The sequence below is a fragment of the Pseudoalteromonas sp. CO109Y genome, from assembly GCF_004208935.1.
Lineage (GTDB): Bacteria > Pseudomonadota > Gammaproteobacteria > Enterobacterales > Alteromonadaceae > Pseudoalteromonas > Pseudoalteromonas shioyasakiensis.
On sequence record NZ_SGPD01000011.1, the window covers coordinates 231,940 to 255,499 of the forward strand.

Annotated in this window: 19 protein-coding genes; 6 read left to right on the top strand and 13 right to left on the bottom strand. The window is 40.2% G+C overall.

What is annotated here, in order from left to right; all coding sequences use genetic code 11:
- Window positions 1–40 precede the first annotated feature (40 nt).
- Window positions 41–751 (bottom strand): DoxX family protein, encoded by a 711-nt coding sequence (locus EXT43_RS03905; protein ID WP_130166379.1) that lies wholly within the window; start codon window positions 749–751, stop codon window positions 41–43.
- Between the two features lie 61 nt (window positions 752–812).
- Window positions 813–2,774: an NADPH-dependent 2,4-dienoyl-CoA reductase gene (locus EXT43_RS03910; RefSeq protein WP_130166380.1), complete on the bottom strand. Its 1,962-nt coding sequence runs from the start codon at window positions 2,772–2,774 to the stop codon at window positions 813–815.
- Window positions 2,775–2,973: 199 nt separating this feature from the next.
- Here EXT43_RS03910 and sppA point away from each other — a divergent pair, with 199 nt between their 5' ends.
- Entirely contained in the window at window positions 2,974–4,839 is a 1,866-nt protein-coding gene (gene sppA / locus EXT43_RS03915) for a signal peptide peptidase SppA (protein WP_063528446.1), read from the top strand.
- A 59-nt stretch (window positions 4,840–4,898) separates the two neighbouring features.
- Window positions 4,899–5,909 carry an asparaginase gene (ansA, locus tag EXT43_RS03920; RefSeq protein ID WP_054561413.1) on the top strand — a complete coding sequence of 337 codons (1,011 nt, stop codon included), beginning with the start codon at window positions 4,899–4,901 and terminating at the stop codon, window positions 5,907–5,909.
- A 54-nt stretch (window positions 5,910–5,963) separates the two neighbouring features.
- Here ansA and gndA read toward each other — a convergent pair whose 3' ends face one another.
- Window positions 5,964–7,337 (bottom strand): NADP-dependent phosphogluconate dehydrogenase, encoded by a 1,374-nt coding sequence (gene gndA / locus EXT43_RS03925; RefSeq protein WP_054553937.1) that lies wholly within the window; start codon window positions 7,335–7,337, stop codon window positions 5,964–5,966.
- A 423-nt stretch (window positions 7,338–7,760) separates the two neighbouring features.
- On the opposite strand from gndA, the gene pyk reads away from it, so the two are divergent.
- A complete protein-coding gene (pyk, locus tag EXT43_RS03930; RefSeq protein WP_062565308.1) occupies window positions 7,761–9,194 on the top strand; it encodes a pyruvate kinase in 1,434 nt (477 codons plus the stop codon).
- Window positions 9,195–9,438: 244 nt separating this feature from the next.
- Here pyk and EXT43_RS03935 read toward each other — a convergent pair whose 3' ends face one another.
- The 10 genes from EXT43_RS03935 to thrS all read right to left on the bottom strand — a co-directional run bounded on the left by EXT43_RS03935 (window position 9,439) and on the right by thrS (window position 19,748).
- On the bottom strand, window positions 9,439–10,263 hold the full coding sequence (locus EXT43_RS03935; RefSeq protein WP_054554883.1) for a LytTR family DNA-binding domain-containing protein: 825 nt from the start codon (window positions 10,261–10,263) through the stop codon (window positions 9,439–9,441).
- Window positions 10,260–11,333 carry a histidine kinase gene (locus tag EXT43_RS03940; protein WP_054554884.1) on the bottom strand — a complete coding sequence of 358 codons (1,074 nt, stop codon included), beginning with the start codon at window positions 11,331–11,333 and terminating at the stop codon, window positions 10,260–10,262. The genes EXT43_RS03935 and EXT43_RS03940 overlap by 4 nt, the downstream gene beginning before the upstream one ends.
- A gap of 155 nt (window positions 11,334–11,488) precedes the next feature.
- Window positions 11,489–13,045, bottom strand: a complete 1,557-nt coding sequence (locus tag EXT43_RS03945) for a SulP family inorganic anion transporter (RefSeq protein ID WP_062565307.1) — start codon at window positions 13,043–13,045, stop codon at window positions 11,489–11,491.
- A 144-nt stretch (window positions 13,046–13,189) separates the two neighbouring features.
- Window positions 13,190–13,648: an Lrp/AsnC family transcriptional regulator gene (locus EXT43_RS03950; protein WP_036968198.1), complete on the bottom strand. Its 459-nt coding sequence runs from the start codon at window positions 13,646–13,648 to the stop codon at window positions 13,190–13,192.
- Window positions 13,649–13,793: 145 nt separating this feature from the next.
- On the bottom strand, window positions 13,794–14,435 hold the full coding sequence (locus tag EXT43_RS03955) for an MBL fold metallo-hydrolase (RefSeq protein ID WP_062565306.1): 642 nt from the start codon (window positions 14,433–14,435) through the stop codon (window positions 13,794–13,796).
- 1 nt (window position 14,436) lies between these two features.
- Window positions 14,437–16,233, bottom strand: a complete 1,797-nt coding sequence (locus tag EXT43_RS03960; protein ID WP_130166381.1) for a M14 family metallopeptidase — start codon at window positions 16,231–16,233, stop codon at window positions 14,437–14,439.
- Window positions 16,234–16,432: 199 nt separating this feature from the next.
- Window positions 16,433–16,792 carry a 50S ribosomal protein L20 gene (gene rplT / locus EXT43_RS03965; protein ID WP_036968189.1) on the bottom strand — a complete coding sequence of 120 codons (360 nt, stop codon included), beginning with the start codon at window positions 16,790–16,792 and terminating at the stop codon, window positions 16,433–16,435.
- A gap of 15 nt (window positions 16,793–16,807) precedes the next feature.
- The gene (gene rpmI / locus EXT43_RS03970; RefSeq protein ID WP_054554888.1) at window positions 16,808–17,008 is read right to left on the bottom strand and encodes a 50S ribosomal protein L35; all 201 of its coding nucleotides are present in this window, start codon (window positions 17,006–17,008) and stop codon (window positions 16,808–16,810) included.
- A gap of 208 nt (window positions 17,009–17,216) precedes the next feature.
- The gene (gene infC / locus EXT43_RS03975; RefSeq protein WP_082389338.1) at window positions 17,217–17,780 is read right to left on the bottom strand and encodes a translation initiation factor IF-3; all 564 of its coding nucleotides are present in this window, start codon (window positions 17,778–17,780) and stop codon (window positions 17,217–17,219) included.
- 57 nt (window positions 17,781–17,837) lie between these two features.
- Window positions 17,838–19,748: a threonine--tRNA ligase gene (gene thrS / locus EXT43_RS03980; protein WP_130166382.1), complete on the bottom strand. Its 1,911-nt coding sequence runs from the start codon at window positions 19,746–19,748 to the stop codon at window positions 17,838–17,840.
- A 249-nt stretch (window positions 19,749–19,997) separates the two neighbouring features.
- Between thrS and EXT43_RS03985 the strand changes: the two genes are divergently transcribed.
- The 3 genes from EXT43_RS03985 (at window position 19,998) to EXT43_RS03995 (ending at window position 23,479) form a co-directional block, all read left to right on the top strand.
- The gene (locus tag EXT43_RS03985; RefSeq protein WP_062565304.1) at window positions 19,998–21,011 is read left to right on the top strand and encodes an endonuclease/exonuclease/phosphatase family protein; all 1,014 of its coding nucleotides are present in this window, start codon (window positions 19,998–20,000) and stop codon (window positions 21,009–21,011) included.
- A gap of 64 nt (window positions 21,012–21,075) precedes the next feature.
- Window positions 21,076–21,528 carry a DUF3010 family protein gene (locus tag EXT43_RS03990; protein ID WP_054561405.1) on the top strand — a complete coding sequence of 151 codons (453 nt, stop codon included), beginning with the start codon at window positions 21,076–21,078 and terminating at the stop codon, window positions 21,526–21,528.
- Window positions 21,529–21,763: 235 nt separating this feature from the next.
- Window positions 21,764–23,479 (top strand): AMP-binding protein, encoded by a 1,716-nt coding sequence (locus EXT43_RS03995; protein WP_062565303.1) that lies wholly within the window; start codon window positions 21,764–21,766, stop codon window positions 23,477–23,479.
- Window positions 23,480–23,560 lie beyond the last annotated feature (81 nt).

A 23,560-nucleotide genomic window follows, 5' to 3' on the forward strand; every position in this document is an offset into this window, starting at 1 on the left:
ACGATTCCCCTGAATAATCGGGGCAGAAAACCCAAGCTTATCATTTATCTTTAATAGCAATAAAGCTATTCGATGCTTTTCTAGTTAACCAATAATCTAAACTAACGTAACGACCGCCCCCTACAAAAAATAAACTTAAGAGCATAACAAAGTATATTGCGGAAAACTCAATACCATTATTTAAAATCACAGGTTTTCCTTTCGCATAGAGGTACTCTGTATAACCATGCGTTTCTAGCAACTCGCGCATTTTCGTTAATCGCTCACTGGCTTCACTGGAATTAACTAAACTGGCTTCACTTCCTGGTATTGCTAGCCAATTCAGTACTCTCGCAGGGCTGGTACTGGCATCTGTGGGTGTTACAGCAAACCAGCCATTACTGGCATGTACTGTTGTCGCTGCAACCAGCATGGTGATCATCAAAGGAATAGCTGTTAAACGAGTAAATACACCCAATAATATAAAGATCCCCCCTAAAAACTCAGTCCATGCAGCTAAAAAGGCTAATACAGAGGGCATTGGTAGGCCTAAACCCCAGTCACTATTTCCAAACCAAGCAACAATATCATCTGATGCTAAAAAGTATTGATAAAAATGAGTTACATCACCGCTTAAAGCTAGTTTATTAAAGCCGGCAATGATCATCACTGGTGCTAAGATCAAGCGAATTAATAGACTCGGTAGCCCGTCTAAAAACTGCAGTTTATTTAAAATGCGATGGTAAAGGGGTATTAGGTGTGTGTTCAACATAGCGGTCTCGTGACTAAATAGATTAATCACACAGACCGCACGTTTTCTAGTTTACTTTCAATTAAATTTTACGAGCAACTTGTAGCGCTTCAAAAATCGCACGTTTTGCATCAATAGCAGCAGCTAGTTTTGCGCCACCAATAACGTGTACTTTCGCGTTTTCGGTTTGATTGTCGAACGTTTCAGTATTTGACACCTGACCAATACAGGCAATCACAGTATCAACATCGAGGATTTGCTCTTCACCTTTTACAGTAATTTTCAAACCTTGCTTATCAAAGCTTAGATACTGACACTCAGCTATTTGTTTAACACCGTGTTGTTTAGCAACTTGACGATGGATCCACCCCGTTGTTTTACCCAGTTCACTACCAAAGCGCCCTGCACTTCGCTTCAGCATGTAAATTTGGCGATTGTCTTTTTCAGGCGCAGCTTCGCATTCAATACCCCATTGAGTTTTGAATTGCTCAATTGTTTGGCCTTTGTGTTCACTTAAAAAGGCAACCATATCAAAACCGATACCACCGGCACCTAGAATCGCAATTTTCTCGCCTAGTTCTACTTCACCACGAATTACTTCATCATAAGCGAATACACGTTTGCCATCACTGCATTCTATTTTGGCTTCACGCGGACGTACGCCTGTTGCAAAAACCACATCATCGTATTGATTGAGCATATTGTCAGTAAACTCAGTACCGAGCTGTAAATCGACATTTAAACGCTTTAATTCATTAGTAAAGTAGTTAAGGGTATGGTTAAAGTCTTCTTTACCCGGCACTTGCATGGCTAAATTAAATTGGCCACCCATTTGTTCTTTACGTTCAATTAAAGTCACTTTATGACCTTTCTCTGCTAAGTAACAACTTGCAGCAAGGCCAGCAGGGCCAGCCCCTACAACCAGTACTAATCGAGACGATGGTGCTTTTTCAAGACTATAATCTAACTCAAAAGCCGCTTGTGGGTTAACCAAACAGGTTGCACGTTTGTTTTTAAACACATGGTCTAAACAGCCCTGATTACAACCAATACAAATATTGATTTGCTCAGACTTATTATTAACGTATTTATTGAAAAACTCAGGGTCTGCTAATAAAGGACGTGCCATCGAAATTAAATCAGACTCGCCTGCTTCTAAAATTCCATTGGCAATTTCTGGAGTATTAATACGGTTGACCGCGATAACAGGCACAGACACCGTTTCTTTCAAGCGTTTTGATGCTTCTTTAAATGCACCTGGTGGTACCATACTGGCAATCGTTGGTACACGAGCTTCGTGCCAACCAATACCGGTGTTAAAGATATCAACGCCTGCTTGTTCAAGTGCTAGGGCTTGTTGTTTTACTTCATCAGGCGTTGATCCATTAGGAATTAAATCCATCACAGACAAACGAAATACAATAATAAACTTTTGACTTACTTTAGCGCGTACAGCTTTAACAATATCTACCGCCAAGCGCATGCGGTTTTCTAAACTACCGCCATAGTTGTCTGTTCTTTTATTAGTGTGGTTAGCCATGAATTCATTAATCAAATAACCTTCAGAACCCATGATTTCAACACCGTCATAACCTGCTTTTTCAGCCAATTTTGCAGAGTTAGCAAAGTCTTTGATGGTTTTTTTAATTGAACCTAACGACATTTCTTTAGGTTTATACGGATTAATAGGTGCCTGAATTGAGCTTGGCGCTTGATTGAATGGATGATAAGCATAGCGACCTGCGTGCAATAATTGTAAGCAAATTTTTCCGCCATGCTGATGCACTGCATCAGTATATGCTTTGTGTTTGATCACATCATAAAATGAGTTAAATGTTGATGCGAACGGAGATAGCTTGCCACGAATATTTGGGCTATAACCACCTGTAATGATTAAACCCGTGCCGCCTTTGGCACGTGCTTCGTAGAATGCACGTAAGCGTTTACGGTTATGCCAGCCTTCTTCTAAGCCGGTATGCATTGAGCCCATAACCAAACGATTACGAAGTTCGGTATGCGGTAATTGTAATTTTTGTTCTAACATTGTGTGCCCCGTTAACTGGTCGAACCTCTATTTGAAATAGATTCTGCGGCAATAACTTAGAATAATCAACTTTTCACTGGTAATTATTCTGTAGCAAATTGTCGTTTTAAACACTCTGTTACTATTTAACAGTTAATTTTAAAGTTATTCTAAGCTAAGATGAGATCACTACTAAGCTGTACTGAATTAAGGATTTATTTTGCTAGCAAAGATATTTAAAGGCATTTGGACCGGGATTAATTTCTCCCGCCGTTTGGTCCTAAACATATTATTTCTATTACTAGTAATACTCTTCTTTGTTGCCATCACAGGTGAAGAAGACCAAGTAAAAGTAGCAGACGGAACCGTGCTACGCCTAAACTTAAATGGCCCTATTGTTGAAGAAAAAACGTATGTTGATCCTGTAGAAGCAGCAATCAACGATGCAACTATGGGTAAAGAAGCACCATCAGAAATTCTTCTTGATGATGTTGTTGAAGTGATCAACCAAGCAACTAAAGATGATCGCATCAGTGTAATGCTTCTTGATCTACAAAAAATGCCAAGTGCACACATCAATAAGCTAAAACAAATAACCAAAGCAATTGATGCCTTTAAAGATGCAGGCAAGCAAGTTATCGCAACAGGCTATTACTATACACAAGCTCAATACTATATTGCAGCCCACGCAAATGAAGTGTCTATGCACCCTTATGGTGGTGTGAGCATTGAAGGCTACGGTATGTTCCCGCTTTACTTCAAAGATGCGCTTGAAAAATTAAAAGTAACTCAACATATTTTCCGTGTGGGTACTTACAAGTCAGCGGTTGAGCCATTTATTCGTAATGACATGTCAGATGCGGCAAAAGAAGCGAATAGCGTTTGGTTAACTGCACTTTGGAACGAGTATAAAACTGACGTTGCTGCAAGCCGTCCATTCGATGAAAGTAATTTCGATGAAGATATGGATGTTTACCTTGCAAAAATGCAAGCAGTTGACGGTAACTCGGGTCAGTACGCGTTAAATAATCAGTGGGTTGATTCTTTAAAAACCTCACAACAAATTCGCCAACAGCTTATTGAGTTAGTTGGTGCAGAAGAAACAGGCAAAACCTTTAAGCAAGTAAGCTTCCGTGAGTATTTATCGCTGGTAAAACCGCCTGTTGAGTTCGATAACCCAATCACTGAAAAAGTAGCTGTGGTTGTTGCGAAAGGCACCATTGTTGATGGCGAGCGTAAAGCAGGTGAAATTGGTGGTGACTCTACAGCAGCCCTACTTCGCAAAGCGCGTCTTGACGACAAAGTAAAAGCCGTAGTACTACGCATCGATTCAGGTGGTGGTAGTATGTTTGCTTCTGAAGTTATCCGTGCTGAAGTATTAGCTCTTAAGGCAGCGGGTAAACCGGTTATCGCTTCAATGAGCTCAGTGGCAGCATCAGGTGGTTACTGGATTGCATCTGCAGCCAATGAAATTTGGGCAGCCCCTAGCACAATTACAGGTTCAATCGGTGTATTCGGTACTTTCATGACATTTGAAAACACAATGGCTGAATTAGGTATTTACTCAGATGGCGTTGCTACAACAGACCTTGCTGGCTTCTCTATTGCACGCCCACTTGATGAGAAGATGTCAGATATCATTCAAATGAGCGTTGAAAATGCATACAAACGTTTTTTAAATGTAGTGGCTGAAGCGCGTAACATGACCCCTGAGCAAGTTGATAAAATTGCCCAAGGCCGTGTATGGATTGCAACTCAAGCAAAAGAACTAGGTTTAGTTGATAAACTTGGTGATAAGCAAGATGCAATTAAGGCAGCAGCTGAGCTTGCTAAGCTTAATCATTATGATGTTAAAACCATCAAGCAGTCGCTAACACCACAAGAGCAAATGCTACAAGATATCTTTGGTACTGCGGCTGTTAAGAGCTTCTTTGCTAAGTCTGATTCATCACAATCAGTACTAGCAACACAAGCCAACTTACAAAGCCTTATTAATCAGTTAAGTAGTGAAATTGATAACCTAAAAGATTACAACGATCCACAAGGCGTTTACGCTCGTTGTTTAGTGTGTAATGTAATTCAATAAGTTACTTAGCTAAGCGATTTTAGGTATACTAAGCCCAGTTATTTAACTGGGCTTTTTTTATGAAACGTAAACGTATATATATCGCCTATACGGGTGGTACTATCGGTATGAAAAAATCGAGCCGTGGCTATGTTCCGGCAGAAGGTTTTTTAACCGAAACAGTGGTCAATAATGCAGAGTTTAATCGTGATGAAATGCCTTTGTTTGATATTCACGAATATTGCCCGCTCATTGATTCTTCAGATATGTCCCCTGCCCACTGGCAATTAATTGCTGACGATATTAAGAGTAAATACCAAGACTATGATGGCTTTGTGGTTTTGCATGGTACCGATACCATGGCCTACACAGCTTCTGCTTTGTCTTTCATGTTCGAAAACCTAACAAAACCTGTGATTGTGACAGGCTCACAAATTCCATTGTCGCAACTTCGTTCTGATGGCCAAGTAAACTTACTTAATGCCATGTATTTAGCCGCTAATTACCCAATTGCTGAAGTAAGCCTGTTTTTTAATAACCAATTATTCCGCGGTAACCGTGCAACAAAAGCCCATGCTGATGGCTTTGATGCCTTTGCATCACCGAACCTTGAACCATTAGCACTGTCTGGAATTAATATTCAACTGATCAAAGGGCAATTAAGCCCTTATGTTGATAACGAACTACAGGTGTCAAATATTACACCACAGCCAATTGGTGTGCTTTATCTCTATCCTGGGATCAGTCCAAAAGTGGTTAAAAGTTTAGTTAATGACGACATCAAAGCACTTGTGTTATTAAGTTTTGGCGTGGGTAATGCCCCGCAAGATCCGGCGTTCTTAGATATTCTTAATGATGCAAGTAAACGCGGTATGGTAATTGTTAATCTAACGCAGTGCTTAAAAGGCCAAGTTAATATGGGCGGTTATGCAACCGGTAATGCCTTATTAAATTGTGGTGTGATCAGTGGCTACGATATGACATTAGAAGCCTGTTTGACCAAGTTACACTACTTATTTAGTCAAAAGCTAGAAGTAGAAACAATTCGTCACTTGATGCAAGACAACCTGCGCGGTGAGCTAAGTCGTTAATACAGCAAATACAAAAAAGGCACCAATTGGTGCCTTTTTTATGCTTTTTGATAATTAACGAACTTTTTCGTCAATCTCAACTAAGTCTGTTAAATGGCAAATCTCACCACTATGAGTTTTAATACCATGCTCACCGAAGTAGTCACGTTGTGCTTGAACAAGGTGACCATTACTTGGTGTTGTTAACGTCGCAATGTAAGTTTGCGTTGCAGTTAACACTGGGAATGCAAGACCAGATGCAACTGCTGCACCCGTTACCTTACGTAATGCTGCTGATTCACGCTGCATAGAATCAATAAATTCTACACCTTCAGCTACATTGTCTAAGTAATCAGCACGGATGATACAACCTGCGCGCCACGTTTGTAGCGTTTTAGAAAGATCTACTTTCCACTGATGAGCACGAGACGCACCTTTGATAAGCGCTAAACCTTGACGGTAAGCAAGTAAACTTGCCAATGTGAATGCATCTTTTAGCTCTGCTAAGTCTAAATCAACGGTATCAGTTGCTTTAGCAGCGTAAGTCATTTCTTTAGCAGCATGCGTATCACAAGTATTTGTTAAGTGACGTGCTTGAACAGCTGCAACTAGTGATGGCACTGCAATACCAAGCTCTAAGGCATTTTGTGCAGTCCATAAACCTGTACCTTTCGCGCCAACTTTATTGTCGATTAAATCAACTAGCGGCTCACCTTCTGTCGTTTCAAGGCTTAAGATATGGCTTGAAATTGACAATAAGTAGCTATTTAAAGTGCCTTCAGACCATTCATTGAAAATGTCAGCCACTTCTTTTGGTGAACGATTAGTACCTAAACGTAATAGTTGATACATTTCTGCAATTAATTGCATTAACGCATATTCGATACCGTTATGCACCATTTTCACAAAGTGACCACTTGCAGATTGGCCTACACGTGCAAAACACGACTCACCTTTGTAGCTTGCCGCTACTTTTTCAAACCACGGCTCAACACGCTCCCAGCCGCCTTCTGAACCACTTGCCATCATTGCAGGACCGTGACGTGCGCCTTCTGCACCGCCAGAAATACCCATAGTGGCAAATTCAAATTTGTTTTGATATTTAAGTTTACGGCTAATGCCATCTTTGTAGTTACTGTTGCCGCAATCTACGATAATGTCATCACAGTCAACACCTGCTTCTGCAAGCTCTGTACATACTTTATCAACCAATTCACCAGCAGGAACTAAAAGAAGAATCGAACGAGGCGGCTCTAAGCGTCTAACCATATCATTTAAATCAGACACAATATGTAAACGGTCTGCCAAACCTAGTGCTTTCGCACAGCTTAGTAACTCGGCACCCGCATCTGGGTTTTTATCATAAGCTACTAATGTCAGCCCTTTTTCAATCAGGTTGAGGGCAAGATTTTTACCCATAACGCCTAACCCTACTAATGCAACTTGCATTTAGTGTCCTCCTCGGTAACAACTATTGGTTAGTTAATCAAAATAATTACGCGCGCATTATACCCAAGCAGCCCAAAAATGCGAGCTTGACAGCCAACTTGAGATAAATCATCGAAATCATGAAGCGACGTTGCCCTCAGTATATCAAAATAACCAAGGCATCGGACCAGATTTTTATAATACCCTTTAAAAAGGTATGTGTATTGACGCTACCTGACACCGGTGTCATAATAACGTCATTCACCCTTTGTATACTCTATAATTAATACAAAGAGCCAGATTCTCATAAGTAAAAACAATCATTTTTTACTTATGAGTTCTACATTGTGCTTATGTATAAGCCTATATTAAAGGTTTATAGCACGACATTTTAATAGATAACCATCAATTCGCTTAATATATTTGAGCGCACAGGAGAATTTGATGCTAAGACGCACAAAAATTGTTGCGACCCTTGGACCAGCAACCGATCGCGATAACAACCTAGAAAAAATTATTCGTGCAGGTGCAAATGTGGTTCGTTTGAACTTCTCACATGGCGTAGCACAAGATCACAAAGACCGTGCAGAAGCGGTACGCAGCATTGCTAAGCGTTTAGGCAAACACGTTGCTATCCTTGCTGACTTACAAGGTCCTAAAATTCGTGTATCAACGTTTAAAGACGGTAAAGTAAACCTAGAAGTTGGCGCAAAATTTACCCTTGATGCAAAAATGGAAAAAGGCCAAGGCGACGTTAATGCGGTAGGTATCGACTATAAAGAGCTACCTAACGACGTTAAAACAGGCGACTTACTGTTATTAAACGACGGATTAATTCAATTAACAGTAGATAACGTTGACGGTGACCTAGTTCACACGACTGTTACTGTTGGTGGCGTACTTTCAAATAACAAAGGTATCAACCGTTTAGGCGGTGGTTTAACAGCCCCTGCTTTCACTGATAAAGATAAAGAAGATTTAATCACTGCTACTGAGATTGGTGTTGATTATATTGCTGTTTCATTCCCACGCAGTGGTGATGACATGCGTTATGTTCGCTCTTTAGCAGAAGCTGCTGGCTCAAACGCACAACTATTAGCAAAAATCGAACGTGCAGAAGCAGTTGAAACTGTTGAAGCAATTGACGATATCGTACTTGCTTCTGACGCTGTAATGGTTGCTCGTGGTGACCTAGGTGTTGAAATTGGTGATGCAGCCCTAGTTGGTAAGCAAAAGCTTATCATTAGCCGTGCTCGTTCACTTAACCGTACTGTTGTTACTGCAACACAAATGATGGAATCAATGATCGATAACCCAATGCCAACACGTGCAGAGGTTATGGACGTAGCAAACGCTGTATTAGATGGTACTGATGCAGTTATGTTATCTGCTGAAACAGCTGCTGGTGACTACCCTGAAGAAACCGTAGCGACTATGGCTCGCGTTTGTTTAGGTGCTGAATCACAAAAAGAAACGCACGTTTCTAAGCACCGTTTAGACAGCCGTTTTTCATCAAATGCTGAATCAATTGCATTATCTGCGATGTATGCAGCTAACCACTTAGATTCTGTTAAAGCTATAGTGACTCTGACTGAATCAGGTAGCACAGCTAAATTGATGTCGCGCATCAGCTCTGGTTTACCAATTTATTCATTATCACGTCATCCAAGCACGCTGGGCCAAACAGCACTTTACCGTGGTGTTTATCCTGTATTCTTTGATTCAACGAAGTGTGAAGACGAAAGCATGGTACGTGATGCATTAAACACGCTTGTTGAGCAAGGCTCACTAGTAGCTGGTGATACTGTGATTTTAACTCACGGTGATGCAATGGAAACTATTGGTGCAACAAACACTATGAAGATTGTAACTGTTTAATCTGTTACGAACTTTCATAAAAAAAGGCGCAATTAATAATTGCGCCTTTTTTGTTTTAACTTATTAAATTTTGAATAGCTATTATACCAATCCGCTTAATTAAGTAGTCTATTTTGAGGCAATAAAACCTCGTTGATTACAAGGCAAAAATTTCGTTATTTAGTTGTTCTAAATGAGAAATTTTTAACGCAGTTAGCGACAGGTTTGATCCCTCAAAATGATTAAGTATTATTGCGGGTTGGTATTAGCTCGCGAGCGCTGCTTTCACTTTATCGCGATAGCTACGGCTTACTTTTAGTTCTTGGCCATTATCTAACACTAACAGGTATTCACCACTTACTTGAGTTACAAGTTTGCTAATTTGCTTAGTATTAACAATGGCACTGCGATGAACTCTCACAAATAGTTGTGGATCAAGCTCTTGTTCAAGCTCTTTCATTGTTTTACGAAGGATATGCGTTTGCCCATCTTGGCAATGAAGACACATATAGTCACCAGCCGCATCAACCCATTGAATTGTAATAACAGGCACACGAACAATCTCGCCCTGCTCTTTTACAGCTAATGATTCTGGATAACGACGGTCAGCAAGGCTATCGCCAGTTGCTAACTTCTTTAAAATTTCTTCGCAATTATTGCCTGTAATACCTGCAACAAAGCTCGCTAGTTTTTTCTTATGGGCGTTATCTTGTTGCGTTTTTAAATAGGTATGCACTTTTTCTACCGCCTGTTTTAGTCTGTTGTCATCGACTGGTTTAAGAATATAATCCAACGCATGAATCTCGAATGCTTTAACTGCAAACTGGTCAAAAGCCGTTACAAACACAATAGCAGGTAATGGATTTACGCTCTCACTAAGTGCTCTTGCAACTTCAAAACCGTTCATATTTGGCATTTGAATATCTAAGAAAACCAATTGAATATTGCCCGATAAGCATTCATCAATTGCTTCTTGACCATTGCTACATAAACGAATGACTTCTAAATCGTCAAACTCAGAAAGTCGAACTGCTAAGCCTTTTCTTGCTAGCGGTTCATCATCAACGATCAAAGTTCTAATTTTGCTCATTTCTTAACAGCCTTTTCAAACGGAACGCGCAGATTAACTTTTAATCCACTTGGCGTATTGTCAGAGAGAACAAACGAGTAGTTGTTCTCATAAAGTGTTTTTAAGCGGTCCTGTGTATTAGCTATGCCAACGCCTTGAGAATTAACCAGTTGGCCATTTTTAAGCTCAGTACCAGGACCATTATCGCCTACTTCCAATAATAGTTCATTTGCAAAAACTTGTGCTTTAATATCAATCACACCACCTTCATTTAGTTGCGCTATCGCATACTTTATCGAGTTTTCGATAATAGGTTGGAGGATCAAGCTTGGTACCAAGGCTTCTTTTGCCTGCTCGCTTACATCTACATTAACTTGTAAACGTTCATCAAAGCGTACTTTTTCAATTTCTAAGTACAGCATGAGGGCATGAATTTCTTGCTCTAATGGCACCTTTTTTATTGGGTCTGTATTGAGTGTGTATCGTAAGAAGTCACTCAATTTTGACACCATTAAATTTGCATCTTTGTTCTCTTTTACCAAAATTAAGGTTGAGATTGCATTTAGGGTATTAAATAAAAAGTGCGGATTAAGTTGATAGCGCAGCATTTTCAGCTGAGCTTCGTGAGCCATAGTGGTTGCTTTGAGGGCCTTTTGTCGCTCACTTTGCAATAGCTGGTAATACTTAATACCAAAATACAAACCACTCCAACAAAGAATGATATAAACCGAATCTAACCCTTGTTGAAAGTAATAAAACCATTCATTTGGACGGTAACCGTGACGGTAGATTTCCCATAAATTGAATTTTTGTACAACGGCCCATAATGTGCCTGTGACATAGGAAGCACCAAAAACGACAAGCATTAATACCCAAGGTGAGGCATTCCAAACTTTACGATACATATAACGTAAAGGTACTGTCATTAAACAGCCTGCATAAGCGTTTAGTACAATAACAAATACGTAAATATCACGCATTTCAAAGACTTTTGAGCCGATATAATTAACTAACGCATAACCTATCCAGCCTGCAATTTGCAAAACCCAGAAAAAGCGTTGTCGATTATCAACTAATGATTGCCAATTCAAAATATCAGATTACCTTTCATAATTATTTTTATTATACCGATAGTCACGAGAACAAAGCACTGCCGCCTATCTTAATTTTTTATAGCCTTACCGCATTCTTCAGACATTAAAAAAGCGAAGGCCACAACAGCCTTCGCTTTTTCTCTGCTTTATTTTTAAGCTAGTTTATCTGAAGCCACTTTATAATTTGGATCTTCAATCACATTCACTTCAACTAAATCACGCGCATTGTGTAATAGTTGAATACAATCAGGGCTTAAATGACGTAAATGCAGTTTCTTACCCACTTTTGCGTATTTGTCTGCAAGACTGTCAATCGCTTCAATCGCACTGTGATCAGCAACACGGCTATGTTTGAATTCAATGATCACGTCTTCTGGGTCATTTTTAACATCAAATAGCTCGGCAAAGTTCTTAACCGAACCAAAGAATAAAGGACCATGAAGCTCATACACTTTAGAGCCTTGCTCATCGATGTAATTGCTTGTGTAAATGTGTTTCGCATGCTGCCAAGCAAAAACTAAAGCCGAAACAATGACACCCACACATACTGCGATCGCAAGGTCTGTTACTACGGTTACACCTGAAACAAGCACAATAACAAAAGCATCAGACTTAGGTACACGCTTCATCATTTTGAAGCTTGCCCACTCGAAGGTACCAAGTACAACCATGAACATAACGCCAACTAAAGCAGCTAGTGGGATCATCTCAATGAGGCTGGCTGCAAAAATAATGAATGCTAGCAGTATTAATGCTGCACTAATACCAGATAAACGTGAGCGACCACCTGAATTAATATTGATCATAGATTGACCAATCATCGCACAACCACCCATTGCACCAAAGAAACCACAGGTAATATTTGCAGCGCCTTGACCAATACACTCTTTATTACTGTGACCACGGGTTTCAGTAATTTCGTCAATTAAGGTCAGTGTTAATAACGATTCAATTAAACCAATTGCCGCTAAAACTAACGCATAAGGGAAGATAATTTTTAATGTTTCAAGATTAAATGGCACCATTGGAATATGGAACTCCGGCAAGCCACCGGCAATTGTTGCTTGCTCATTGCCTGTCATTCCTTTTAAGAAATCAAGTACAGTGCGCGCTTCTAAATCAAAGCCAATCACAATCGCTGTTACAGTAACAATGGCAGCTAACGATGAAGGTACAGCAGTGGTTAGCTTAGGTAAGAAATGAATAATAGCCATAGTTAACGCTACTAAGCCAAGCATAATATAAAGTGCTTGCCCTTCCATCCACTGTTGGCCGCCCATCCCGTCTGGTACTTTAAATTGCCCAAGTTGAGCTAAGAAAATAACAATCGCAAGACCATTTACAAAGCCCAGCATTACTGGGTGCGGAACCATGCGAATAAACTTGCCGAGCTTGAAGATACCTGCGAGTACTTGCAGTATCCCCATCAATAACACGGTAGCAAATAAATACTCTACACCATGATCTAAAACTAAACTTACCATTACAACGGCTAGTGCACCGGTAGCACCAGAAATCATACCTGGACGACCACCAAAAATAGCCGTAATTAAGCCAACAATAAATGCGGCATATAAACCAACCAAAGGCTCAACATTAGCAACAAAAGCAAACGCAACCGCTTCTGGTACCAATGCCAACGCAACGGTCAAGCCTGATAGAATATCGTTTTTAGCAGAGCTTGGCGCTTTGCTGAGTAAGTTAAACATTAAGATCCTCTTTATAGTGAATGCATTTCGGCAAGGCGCAGAATTCTAGCAAAATCCGCAAAAGTTAACAATTATTAACAACAAAACGGCTAGTACCTAAAAGCACTAACCGTTTTCGAAAAAATAAAACGTAGTAGAAAAAGATTAAAGAGGTAAAGACGTACTACGCTTAACGCATGTCATGGTCACATTTGAGTGAACTTCTTGAACAAACTCAAGGTTTAGTAGGTTATCACGAACAAACTGCTCATACCCTTCAATACCTTTTGAAATAATTCGAAGCATGAAGTCCATGGTACCCGCCATGCTGTAACACTCGGTTACTTCATCATAGCTCATAATTAAACGCTCAAACTCAGCTAGATTCGTTCTACCGTGGTTAGATAGACGAACATGGGCATAGACCAACATATCAAAGCCAAGCTTTTTCTCGTCAAGCAAAGCAACTTTACCTTTGATATAGCCATCTTGCTCAAGCTTAGCAATACGACGCCAACATGGAGATTGAGATAAACCAACTTTATCGGCAATTTCTGCCGTAGATAAGCTAGCATCCTGCTGTAATAATGCCAAAATTTGGCGATCTACTTGGTTCAGAGACATTTTATTTCTTTTTCTGTAAAAATACTGGTTAAATTATATAACTGATTTAAAAATCAGTCTGCCTATTTTCTACTATTTATGCAAAAAAATTGCAATTTTATACCGTTCCACTTACAAACTACTTAACTATTGTTACACGTTGGCATTAACCAAAACGTCCGCTAATAAATGGATTTGTTTTTCGCTCATGCCCTACGGTGGTATTCGGACCGTGGCCTGGCAAAATAGCAACTTCATCAGAGAATGATAAAATCTCCGACTTAATTGATTCGAGTAATTGCGCACTATCCCCTTTCGGGAAGTCAGTACGACCAACAGAGCCTTGAAAAATCACGTCACCCACTATCACCTGTTCTGAACCTTGGTGGTAAAAAACAACATGACCAGGCGTATGCCCTGGGCAATGGCGTACAGATAGTTCAAGTTCACCTACGGTGATTGTATCGCCATGATTTAGCCACTTCGTTGGATAAAATGGTGTAATTGGTGCAAAACCAAACATTTGCGCTTGCATTGGCAAGGCATCAAACCAAAATTTATCATCTAAATGTGGGCCAATGATATCAACGCTAAAATGCTCTGCGAGTTGCTTTGCAGCGCCCACATGGTCTAAGTGACCATGTGTTAAGTAAATTGCCTCTAATTGGCAATTTAAAGCAGCAAGTTCTGCTTGAAGTTTGTCTGCATCGCCACCTGGGTCAACCAAGGCCGCTTTATTCGTTTGCTCGCAAATGATAATGCGGCAATTTTGCGCAAAGCCAGTAACAGGAACAGCAATCACTTTCATGTTATTGTCCTTTTTGTAACTGTTCAAACGCCATTAAAATTGGGTATTTTAAATAGCCTTGATCATAAAACGGTGTACGCTCATAGAGCCAATGCAAGCGAGCATCAGCATCTTTTGCAAAGCTTTTATCTTCACGAATTTTTTTATCGAACTCTAAAGCCAATGCAGGTTTTTCTTTAAGCATTTGTCGTGCATAAGGCATTAAAGCGTAATTCTCAACGTATTCAGTGCGCTGAAAAATAGTATTAAACTCGCCCCAAGCAAAGAATGAATCTGGCGCTTCTGGGTGTAGTAAGTGTGTAGCCAGTTCTGAGTATGGCTGCTCAGTTGAGACTCTGTACCAGCCGGTCATATCGACATTTTCTACGGTGTTGTAATCAAATGTCGCCTCTACACGAAAACGTCCTTCAAAAGGTGCTTTTGCAAATGAGTAATCAGCAACGCTTGCTTGGGTTAATGGCTCAGAAACAGAACCATTCAACGTCGTTACCTCTACGCCGTGTAATTTAAGCTTACTTACCAATTGGCTGTACGCCGGCGGAATATAAAACGCAGCAGGAACGTTAACGGTCTTTTTAACTTCTTTTTGCCAAAAAACCGGTAATGCGTCATAGTTTTTAGCTTCACCTAAATATTTAACTTCAGGTTGCCCTGACAATGCGCTTTCAGTTCTTGAATAAGCGATCCCTTTAAATTCGATGGTATCTGGCTCTTTAGCATAACCGCGTTCAACAACTAATTGTGTCGGTTTAAAATCGAGCTCTTTTTGAACCGCTTCATTAAGGGCTTTATCGTTTGCAGCTAAAGCGTCAATAGCACCATCAATAAATACATAAGTACCTAATACGCGCTGCTTATAAGGTTTTAAAGAGTGGTTCTCAACTAATATTGTTGGTAATGAACGTAAATCACCCCAACCATTTGAAAAACGTGGTGTTGCCACCCACCCCGCTAAACCTTTTTTAAATTCGCGCTTGTCCATTACAAAAACCAGTGGACCTGGTATATGCCCTGCTTTTTCGAGTTTGGCATCAATAACAGGTTTAAATAGATTATCTAACGCTTGTGACACACTTGGTGATTCACTAGAAAAAACCGGATTATAGCCGTAGGTAACATCATATTGGTAATCAGCGCCATCGGTTACATGGACATCCACGTATAAATCTGGCTTAAATTGATTAATAACCTGCATCACACCGCGTACTTCGGGTGTATCAAGCTTAGTGTAATCACGATTTAAATTTAAATTTAGACCATTCGTTCTAAAGCCCATTTCTATCGGGCCACGCTGATTAATACGGTTGTATTGGCTACTGCGCTCGTGACCATCAACATTTAAAATAGGAATAAACAGAATATTGACTTTGCTCAGAATATCGCGGCGTTTACCTGTTGCAATATCGCGTAGCAACATAAACATGGCGTCTTTGCCATCAATTTCACCACTGTGAATGCCTGCTTGAATGAAGATGGTTGGTTTTGTATCAGCAACAAGTTGTTTTGCATCAAACAAACCTTGCTCATTCGCCACTAACATCTTAACCGCACGACCCGAACTGCTTGTCGTAATAGTCGTTACTTTGAATTGTGTTGGGTTTGCGGCAACAAGGCGATCTACAAACGCCATAGTGTCTGCATAATCAGGCGATAAAGTGCCTTCGCTTAATTCAAAATCTGTGGTTAAAGGTCCTTTTTCTTGCATTAAAGACACACTATCGCCTTGCCATGGCAACAGTGGGGGTAAGTGGCTGTCTAAAGTTACTGCAGCAGATAAAAACACTAAACTCGCAAACATATCACTCTCAAGTGCGGTACTTATTCTATATTGGGGAAATTATAACAACTAATCTGAATGGATTGCGTAAACTGCGGTGATTCAACAAAAAAATGGAGCAAACGACATACGCTATGCAAAATCGTTGTTAGTTATGAATATTAATTAAGATCAAAAAAAGGAGCACTAGGCTCCTTTTTAAACTTTATGAAAAGCGAAATTAAGCCGCTAGGCCTTCTTTTGCTTTTGCAACAAGCGCTGCGAATGCAACTTGGTCATAAACAGCGATATCTGCAAGGATCTTACGATCGATTTCTACAGAAGTCTTTTTAAGACCATTGATAAAACGGCTGTATGAAAGACCGTTTTGACGAGCTGCTGCATTGATACGTGCAATCCAAAGTTGACGGAAAGTACGTTTCTTAGCACGACGGTCACGGTAAGCGTATTGACCCGCTTTAGTAACTGCCTGGAAAGCTACGCGGTAAACACGTGAACGTGCTCCGTAGTAACCTTTAGCTTGCTTTAAAACTTTTTTGTGACGTGCACGTGCGATAACACCGCGTTTAACTCTTGCCATTTCTGAAGACTCCTATTAAGCGAATGGTAACATACGTGAAACTAGACCATGGTCATTCTTATGAACCATCATCTTAGGACGTAAGTGTAATTTACGCTTAGAAGTTTTCTTAGTCAGAATGTGACGAAGATGCGCTTGTTTACGCTTGAAACCGCCAGAAGCAGTTTTCTTGAAACGCTTAGCCGCGCCTCTGTGAGTTTTTAGCTTGTAAGCCATTGCAATAACTCCAAATGTATTGCTTAAAAATTAGCAAGCAGGCGAGAGATATAAAAATAGCTCTACTTTTAAGGCCTAACTTACTGCCATAGTCCGGTGAAGGCTCACTACAAAAGCAGTGCAACCTTACTTATAACCGGTTATTTCAGGTGAACAGTAAACTGTTACTTGCAGACCTGAAATAAAATCGGTGCGTAATATACCCTGTTTATTGCTTTTTAGCAATAGGTGCCATCATCATAACCATCTGGCGACCTTCAACACGATTTGGGAATGATTCAACTTGTGAAACATCTTCTAAATCGGCTTTAACACGGTTTAATAATTCGATACCAATTTCTTGGTGAGCCATTTCACGACCACGGAAACGGATAGTGATTTTAGCTTTATCACCCGCTTCTAAGAACTTGCGTAAGTTGCGTAGCTTAACCTGGTAGTCACCTTCATCCGTACCTGGACGGAATTTGATTTCTTTAACCTGGATTTGCTTTTGCTTTTTCTTTTGTTCTTTTAGTTCTTTGCTTTTTTCAAAGATGAACTTACCGTAGTCCATAACCTTACAAACAGGTGGCTCAGCATTAGGACTGATTTCTACAAGATCTACACCCGCATCATCAGCGATAGCTTGCGCCTCTTTTAATGACACGATGCCAGCTTGCTCGCCGTCGATGCCAATTAAACGAACTTCTTTAGCTGTAATATCTTCGTTGATACGATTTTTTTGAGCTGTTTGTTGCCCTTTCTTGCCGCCTCTAATGGTACGATCCTCCAAGAATATAAAATAAAAAGCGTGTAGTTGGCTGTTTGTTTTGCCCTACACGCTCATGATTTATTGTCGATTTTTAATTTCTTCGCTTACTTTAGCAACGAAATCATCAACACTAAATTTGCCTAGGTCTTCACCTGTGCGAGTGCGTACTGCCACTTCTTGTTGTTCAACTTCTTTATCGCCAACAACAAGTAAATATGGAATACGTTTTAACGTATGTTCACGGATTTTAAAGCCAATCTTCTCATTTCTCAAGTCAGCAGCGGCTCTAATTCCAAGTTTATTTAATTTTTGTACAATTTCTTGCACATAATCTGCTTGTTTATCCGTGATGTTCATGATCACAACTTGCTTAGGAGCAAGCCACGTTGGGAACAAACCAGCGTATTCTTCAGTTAAAATACCGATGAAACGCTCAATTGAACCTAAAATTGCGCGGTGGATCATAACTGGTGTACGACGTTCGTTATTTTCAGCAACATAAGTTGCACCTAAACGACCTGGTAATGCAAAGTCTAGCTGTACAGTACCACATTGCCATGCACGGTCTAAACAGTCATAAAGTGTAAACTCAATCTTAGGACCGTAGAATGCACCTTCACCTGGTAGGTAATCAAACTCAATGTCGTTTACTTTTAATGCATCAGCTAGCGCAAGCTCAGCTTTATCCCACATTTCATCTTCACCGATACGCTTTTCTGGACGAGTAGATAGTTTTACAACGATCTTCTCAAAACCAAACGTTTCGTATGTGTCGTAAACCATTTTGATACATGCAGAAACTTCATCCATGATTTGCTCTTCAGTACAGAAGATATGCGCATCATCTTGAGTAAAGCCACGTACACGCATTAAGCCGTGTAATGCACCTGATGGTTCGTTACGGTGACAACAACCAAACTCAGCCATACGTAATGGAAGATCACGGTATGATTTTAAACCTTGGTTAAAGATTTGTACGTGACCCGGACAGTTCATTGGTTTGATTGCGTATTCACGCTTTTCAGATTCAGTTGTGAACATCGCATCTGCGTATTTGTCCCAGTGACCTGATTTTTCCCATAAACCACGGTCCATCATTAATGGGCCTTTAACTTCTTCGTAATCGTACTCACGTAATTTTTCACGAACGAAGTCTTCTAGTTCACGGTAAATGCTCCAGCCATCATTGTGCCAAAACACCATGCCTGGTGCTTCTTCTTGCCAGTGCCATAAATCAAGCGCTTTACCAATACGACGGTGATCACGTTTTTCAGCTTCTTCTAAGCGTTTTAAATACGCTTTAAGTTGCTTTTTATCTGCCCATGCAGTGCCGTAGATACGTTGCAGCATCTTGTTTTCAGAATCACCGCGCCAATAAGCACCTGCCACTTTCATGATTTTGAAATGTTGACAGAACTTCATGTTTGGAACGTGTGGCCCACGACACATGTCGATGTATTCTTCGTGATGGTATAAGCCTGGACGATCATCTTTCGCGATGTTCTCGTCTAGGATTTCCATTTTATATGTTTCACCACGCGCTTCAAAAGTATCGCGTGCTTCTTGCCAGCTTACGGTCTTTTTAACAACGTCGTAGTTTGTTTTAGCAAGCTCAAGCATGCGCTTTTCGATAGCATCTAAATCATCTTGGCTTAAAGAATGTTCCATATCGATATCGTAATAGAAACCGTTATCGATGGTCGGACCGATTGCCATTTTTGCTTCAGGGAAAAGCTGCTTAACTGCATGACCAATAAGGTGCGCACATGAGTGACGGATAATCTCTAAACCATCATCATCTTTTGCTGTGATAATTTCTAAACGCGCATCTTCAGTGATTAAGTCACATGCATCAACACGAGTACCATTAACACGGCCTGCAATCGTTGCCTTGGCAAGACCTGGACCGATATCGCTCGCTACGTCATATGTACTTACTGGGTTTTCAAAACTACGCTGACTGCCGTCAGGGAGGGTAATAACTGGCATTATAAATCCTTAATACAGTGGTGATGCCTACAATGCATCACATGTAATATTTTTAAAAAAATTTTATGTAACTCTGCAACGCTTTTACGAATAAGCATTGCTATTTAAGCTTGTATTTACTGAGTCTTCGCAAATACAAGCAGCTATTGTCGCCGCTCACGTTCTCAAATACAAGTAGTTAGAAGACTAAATTGACAATTAGTTAAGTCATTTCATACTTAGTGAGTCAGTACTTTTAGAGTGATGAAAATGCCAAACACGCGTACGTTCAAATTCGCAACGTTTAATTTATTAAATTACACCGCGCCCCCCTACTCGTTTTACCAGTTACATGAACGCTATAACAATACGCAATGGCAGCAAAAACAATTGTTTGTAGCTAATTTCTTAAATGAGGCAAACCCTGATGTGGTGGCGTTTCAAGAAGTGTTTAGTCAGCATGCTCTAGAAGTGCAATGCAAAGAAGCGGGATATGATTATTTTAAAACGGTCGATAGCCCGTCCCATGATAGCCTTTATCCGCAAGTGTTATTCAATCCTGTGGTTGCGATTGCCAGTAAATACCCGTTTAAATCGGCCGATGCATTGACACCATGCCCTGAATTACTTGAGTACTTAAACAATCAAAATGAGTTCAAATTTAACCGCACCCCGATTAAATGCATGATTGATTTACCTGATTTTGGTGAAGTCTGCTTTTATGTTGTTCACTTTAAGTCACAACGTGTGCAATCAATGGCGCATATTCTTAATATTCATAACCTTGAAGATCCGTTGCTGCAGTTGTTACACCAGACGGTGGGTACCATGCAGTCGCAAATATCGCGTTCATTGGAAGCATCTATTGTTTATTATGATGCGCTAAAAACCCAACGCGAAAAGCAATGTGCAACGCTCGTTATGGGTGACTTTAACGATGTACTTACTAGCCCTACTTTATCGTTTATGACACAAGGGTTTCATCCTACACGCTGTGAGCCCTGCATAGAACATAACGAACCCGTTGTTGGCCTAACCGACAGCTACGAGTTTAGTCGGTCGTTTTATGATGAGAAAAACAAACCCTTTAGCCATTATTACCAAGGTAAAGGTAATGTACTAGATTATATTCTTGCCTCTGCACATTTTAATCCCGACTGCCAAGTTTCAAAGGTGAAAGCGCTCGACTATGAAAGTTATGACAAGCATATTTCCCCTACACAACTGACCGAAGACATTAGTGTAAGTGACCATAGTGTTATCGCTATAAAAATTCATTTTTAAAGCAACTGATTTTCATAACGTTACTTGCTATAATTGCGCAAATTAAGTTATTTAGAGAATGACCATGAGAACATGCGGTGTAGAAATTACAGGTAGCGACGTACTACTGTGTATTTTAACCAAAGACAATGACGTATTTGATATCCGTGATGTCAGACAAACACGTTTTACCTTAGGTAACGGTAATGACACAGAAGTAATGCGTAAATTCCAATTTGATTTCAAAAAATTAATGGAAGATTACCAAATTGACTCTGTAGCAATCAAAGAGCGTCAAGCAAAAGGTAAGTTCGCTGGTAGTGCGAAAGGTTTCAAAATGGAAACGGCTATTCAGTTAATTGAGCGTTTAGATGTGCAAGTTTTATCTGCAACTGAAATCAAAGAGCAGCTTAAGCGCAACCCAGTGCCTATTGATTTTGAAGACACAGGCCTAAAAAAATTCCAAGAAAACGCATTCATTAGTGCTTACGTGTACATCATGCGTAAAACTTATAAGCAAGATGAGCCAAAAGCTTAATTGCTGCTTATTCTTAAAAAAACGTGCTACGGCACGTTTTTTTATACCTCAAAACCCATTCTTTATTCTGCTTTATTAAAATTACACTCTGTACATTAGTCTTATAAAGCTTTTCTTTGTCGACAATCTATGTTTAGTTAATCAGGTACGCATGTTTTGAAATCATCCTAATTGATTGTTTCAATTCTTTTGCATCAAGTCCATGACAACAAATTAACCGGACACGGAGAATACAATGCAGACAAAGAACACACACTGTAATGCGCTTCCACTTACTCAAAGCTATTATCAAGGCCGTACAGACATTCCATTGATAGAACAAACAATTGGACAGTACCTTGACAATATTGTCGACAATCACCCTAATCACCCCGCAATTGTGGTTCATCATCAACAGATCCGATTAACCTATAGACAATACCAGCAGCAGATTAACCAGTTAGCAATGGGATTATTATCACTTGGCGTAAAACCTGGCGACCGGGTTGGTATTTGGTCTCCTAACAATATTGAATGGTGCTTAACCCAATTTGCTACAGCCAAGATTGGTGCAATTATGGTGTGCATCAACCCTGCATACCGACCAAGCGAATTAAAATACGCACTCAATAGTGTTGAGTGTTCAACACTTATCACAGCAAGTGAATTTAAAGCCAGTAATTATATAAGCATGCTCTATGAGCTCGCACCGGAACTTAAAGATTCACAAGCAGGTGAATTAAATTTAAACGCCCTGCCACATCTAAAAAATATAATTCGTATTGGTGATGAGCCTGCTACTGGCATGTTTAGCTTCAACGATATCATGCAGCGCGCAACAGATGCCCATAAGCTAGAGCTTGATGCAATAGCTGCTACTTTAAGCTGTGACCAAGATATCAATATTCAATTTACTTCTGGTACTACGGGTAATCCAAAGGGAGCGACCTTATCGCATAAAAACATCCTCAATAACGGATTTTTGATGGCCCAAGCGATGAAGCTGACACATGAGGATAAACTCTGTATTCCTGTACCGCTATATCACTGCTTTGGTATGGTGCTTGGCAATTTAGTATGTATAAGTAAAGGCGCCACCGCAGTTTTTCCGGGTGATTCATTCGACCCTAAAACAACCCTAGAAGTTGTTGAAAAGGAACGCTGTACAGGCCTGCATGGTGTTCCAACGATGTTTATCGCTGAGTTAGAGCTTAAAGACTTTGCAAACTATGACTTAACTAGCCTACGAACAGGCGTGATGGCCGGCTCAACCTGCCCTGAACAAGTCATGCGAAAAGTACACTCATTAATGCATATGAAAGAAGTTGTGATTGGTTATGGCCAAACTGAGTGTAGCCCTATCAATAACGTGACCGAAACAGACTCGCCTCTTGAAAAACAAGTCACCACAGTGGGCCGTGCATTAGCCCATACTGAAGTGAAAATTATCGACGAGCTGGGTGATGTTCAAAAAGTCGGCATACCGGGTGAAGTATGTAGTCGTGGTGCTGGAATTATGCGCTGCTATTGGAATGATGAAGAGAAAACGAAAGCAACAATTGATCAAGACGGTTGGTTACACTCTGGTGACTTAGGTGTGATGGACGAAGATGGCTTTGTTGCTATTGTTGGCCGAATAAAAGACATGATCATCCGTGGTGGTGAAAACATTTACCCAAGAGAAATAGAAGAAGTTCTCTACACCTACCCTGGTATTCAAGATGCAGCCATATTTGGCATTAGCGATGAAAAATACGGTGAAGAAGTATGCGCTTGGATCCAACCTAAAGATGATGCAGTACTTGATGAAAATGCCATTCGTGATTTCTTAAAAGACAAACTAGCCTATTTCAAAGTACCAAAGCACATCCGCTTTGTTGAAGAATACCCTATGACAGTAACAGGCAAACTTCAAAAGTTCAAAATGCGTGAACAAATGCAAGAACTCCTAAGCGAAAAAGCCTTTTCGTAATCATTTACTTGAAAAATACTCTCAAATTTCAAACAAGCTCAGCACCGCTGAGCTTTTTAATTTATTAAGACACCCATATTA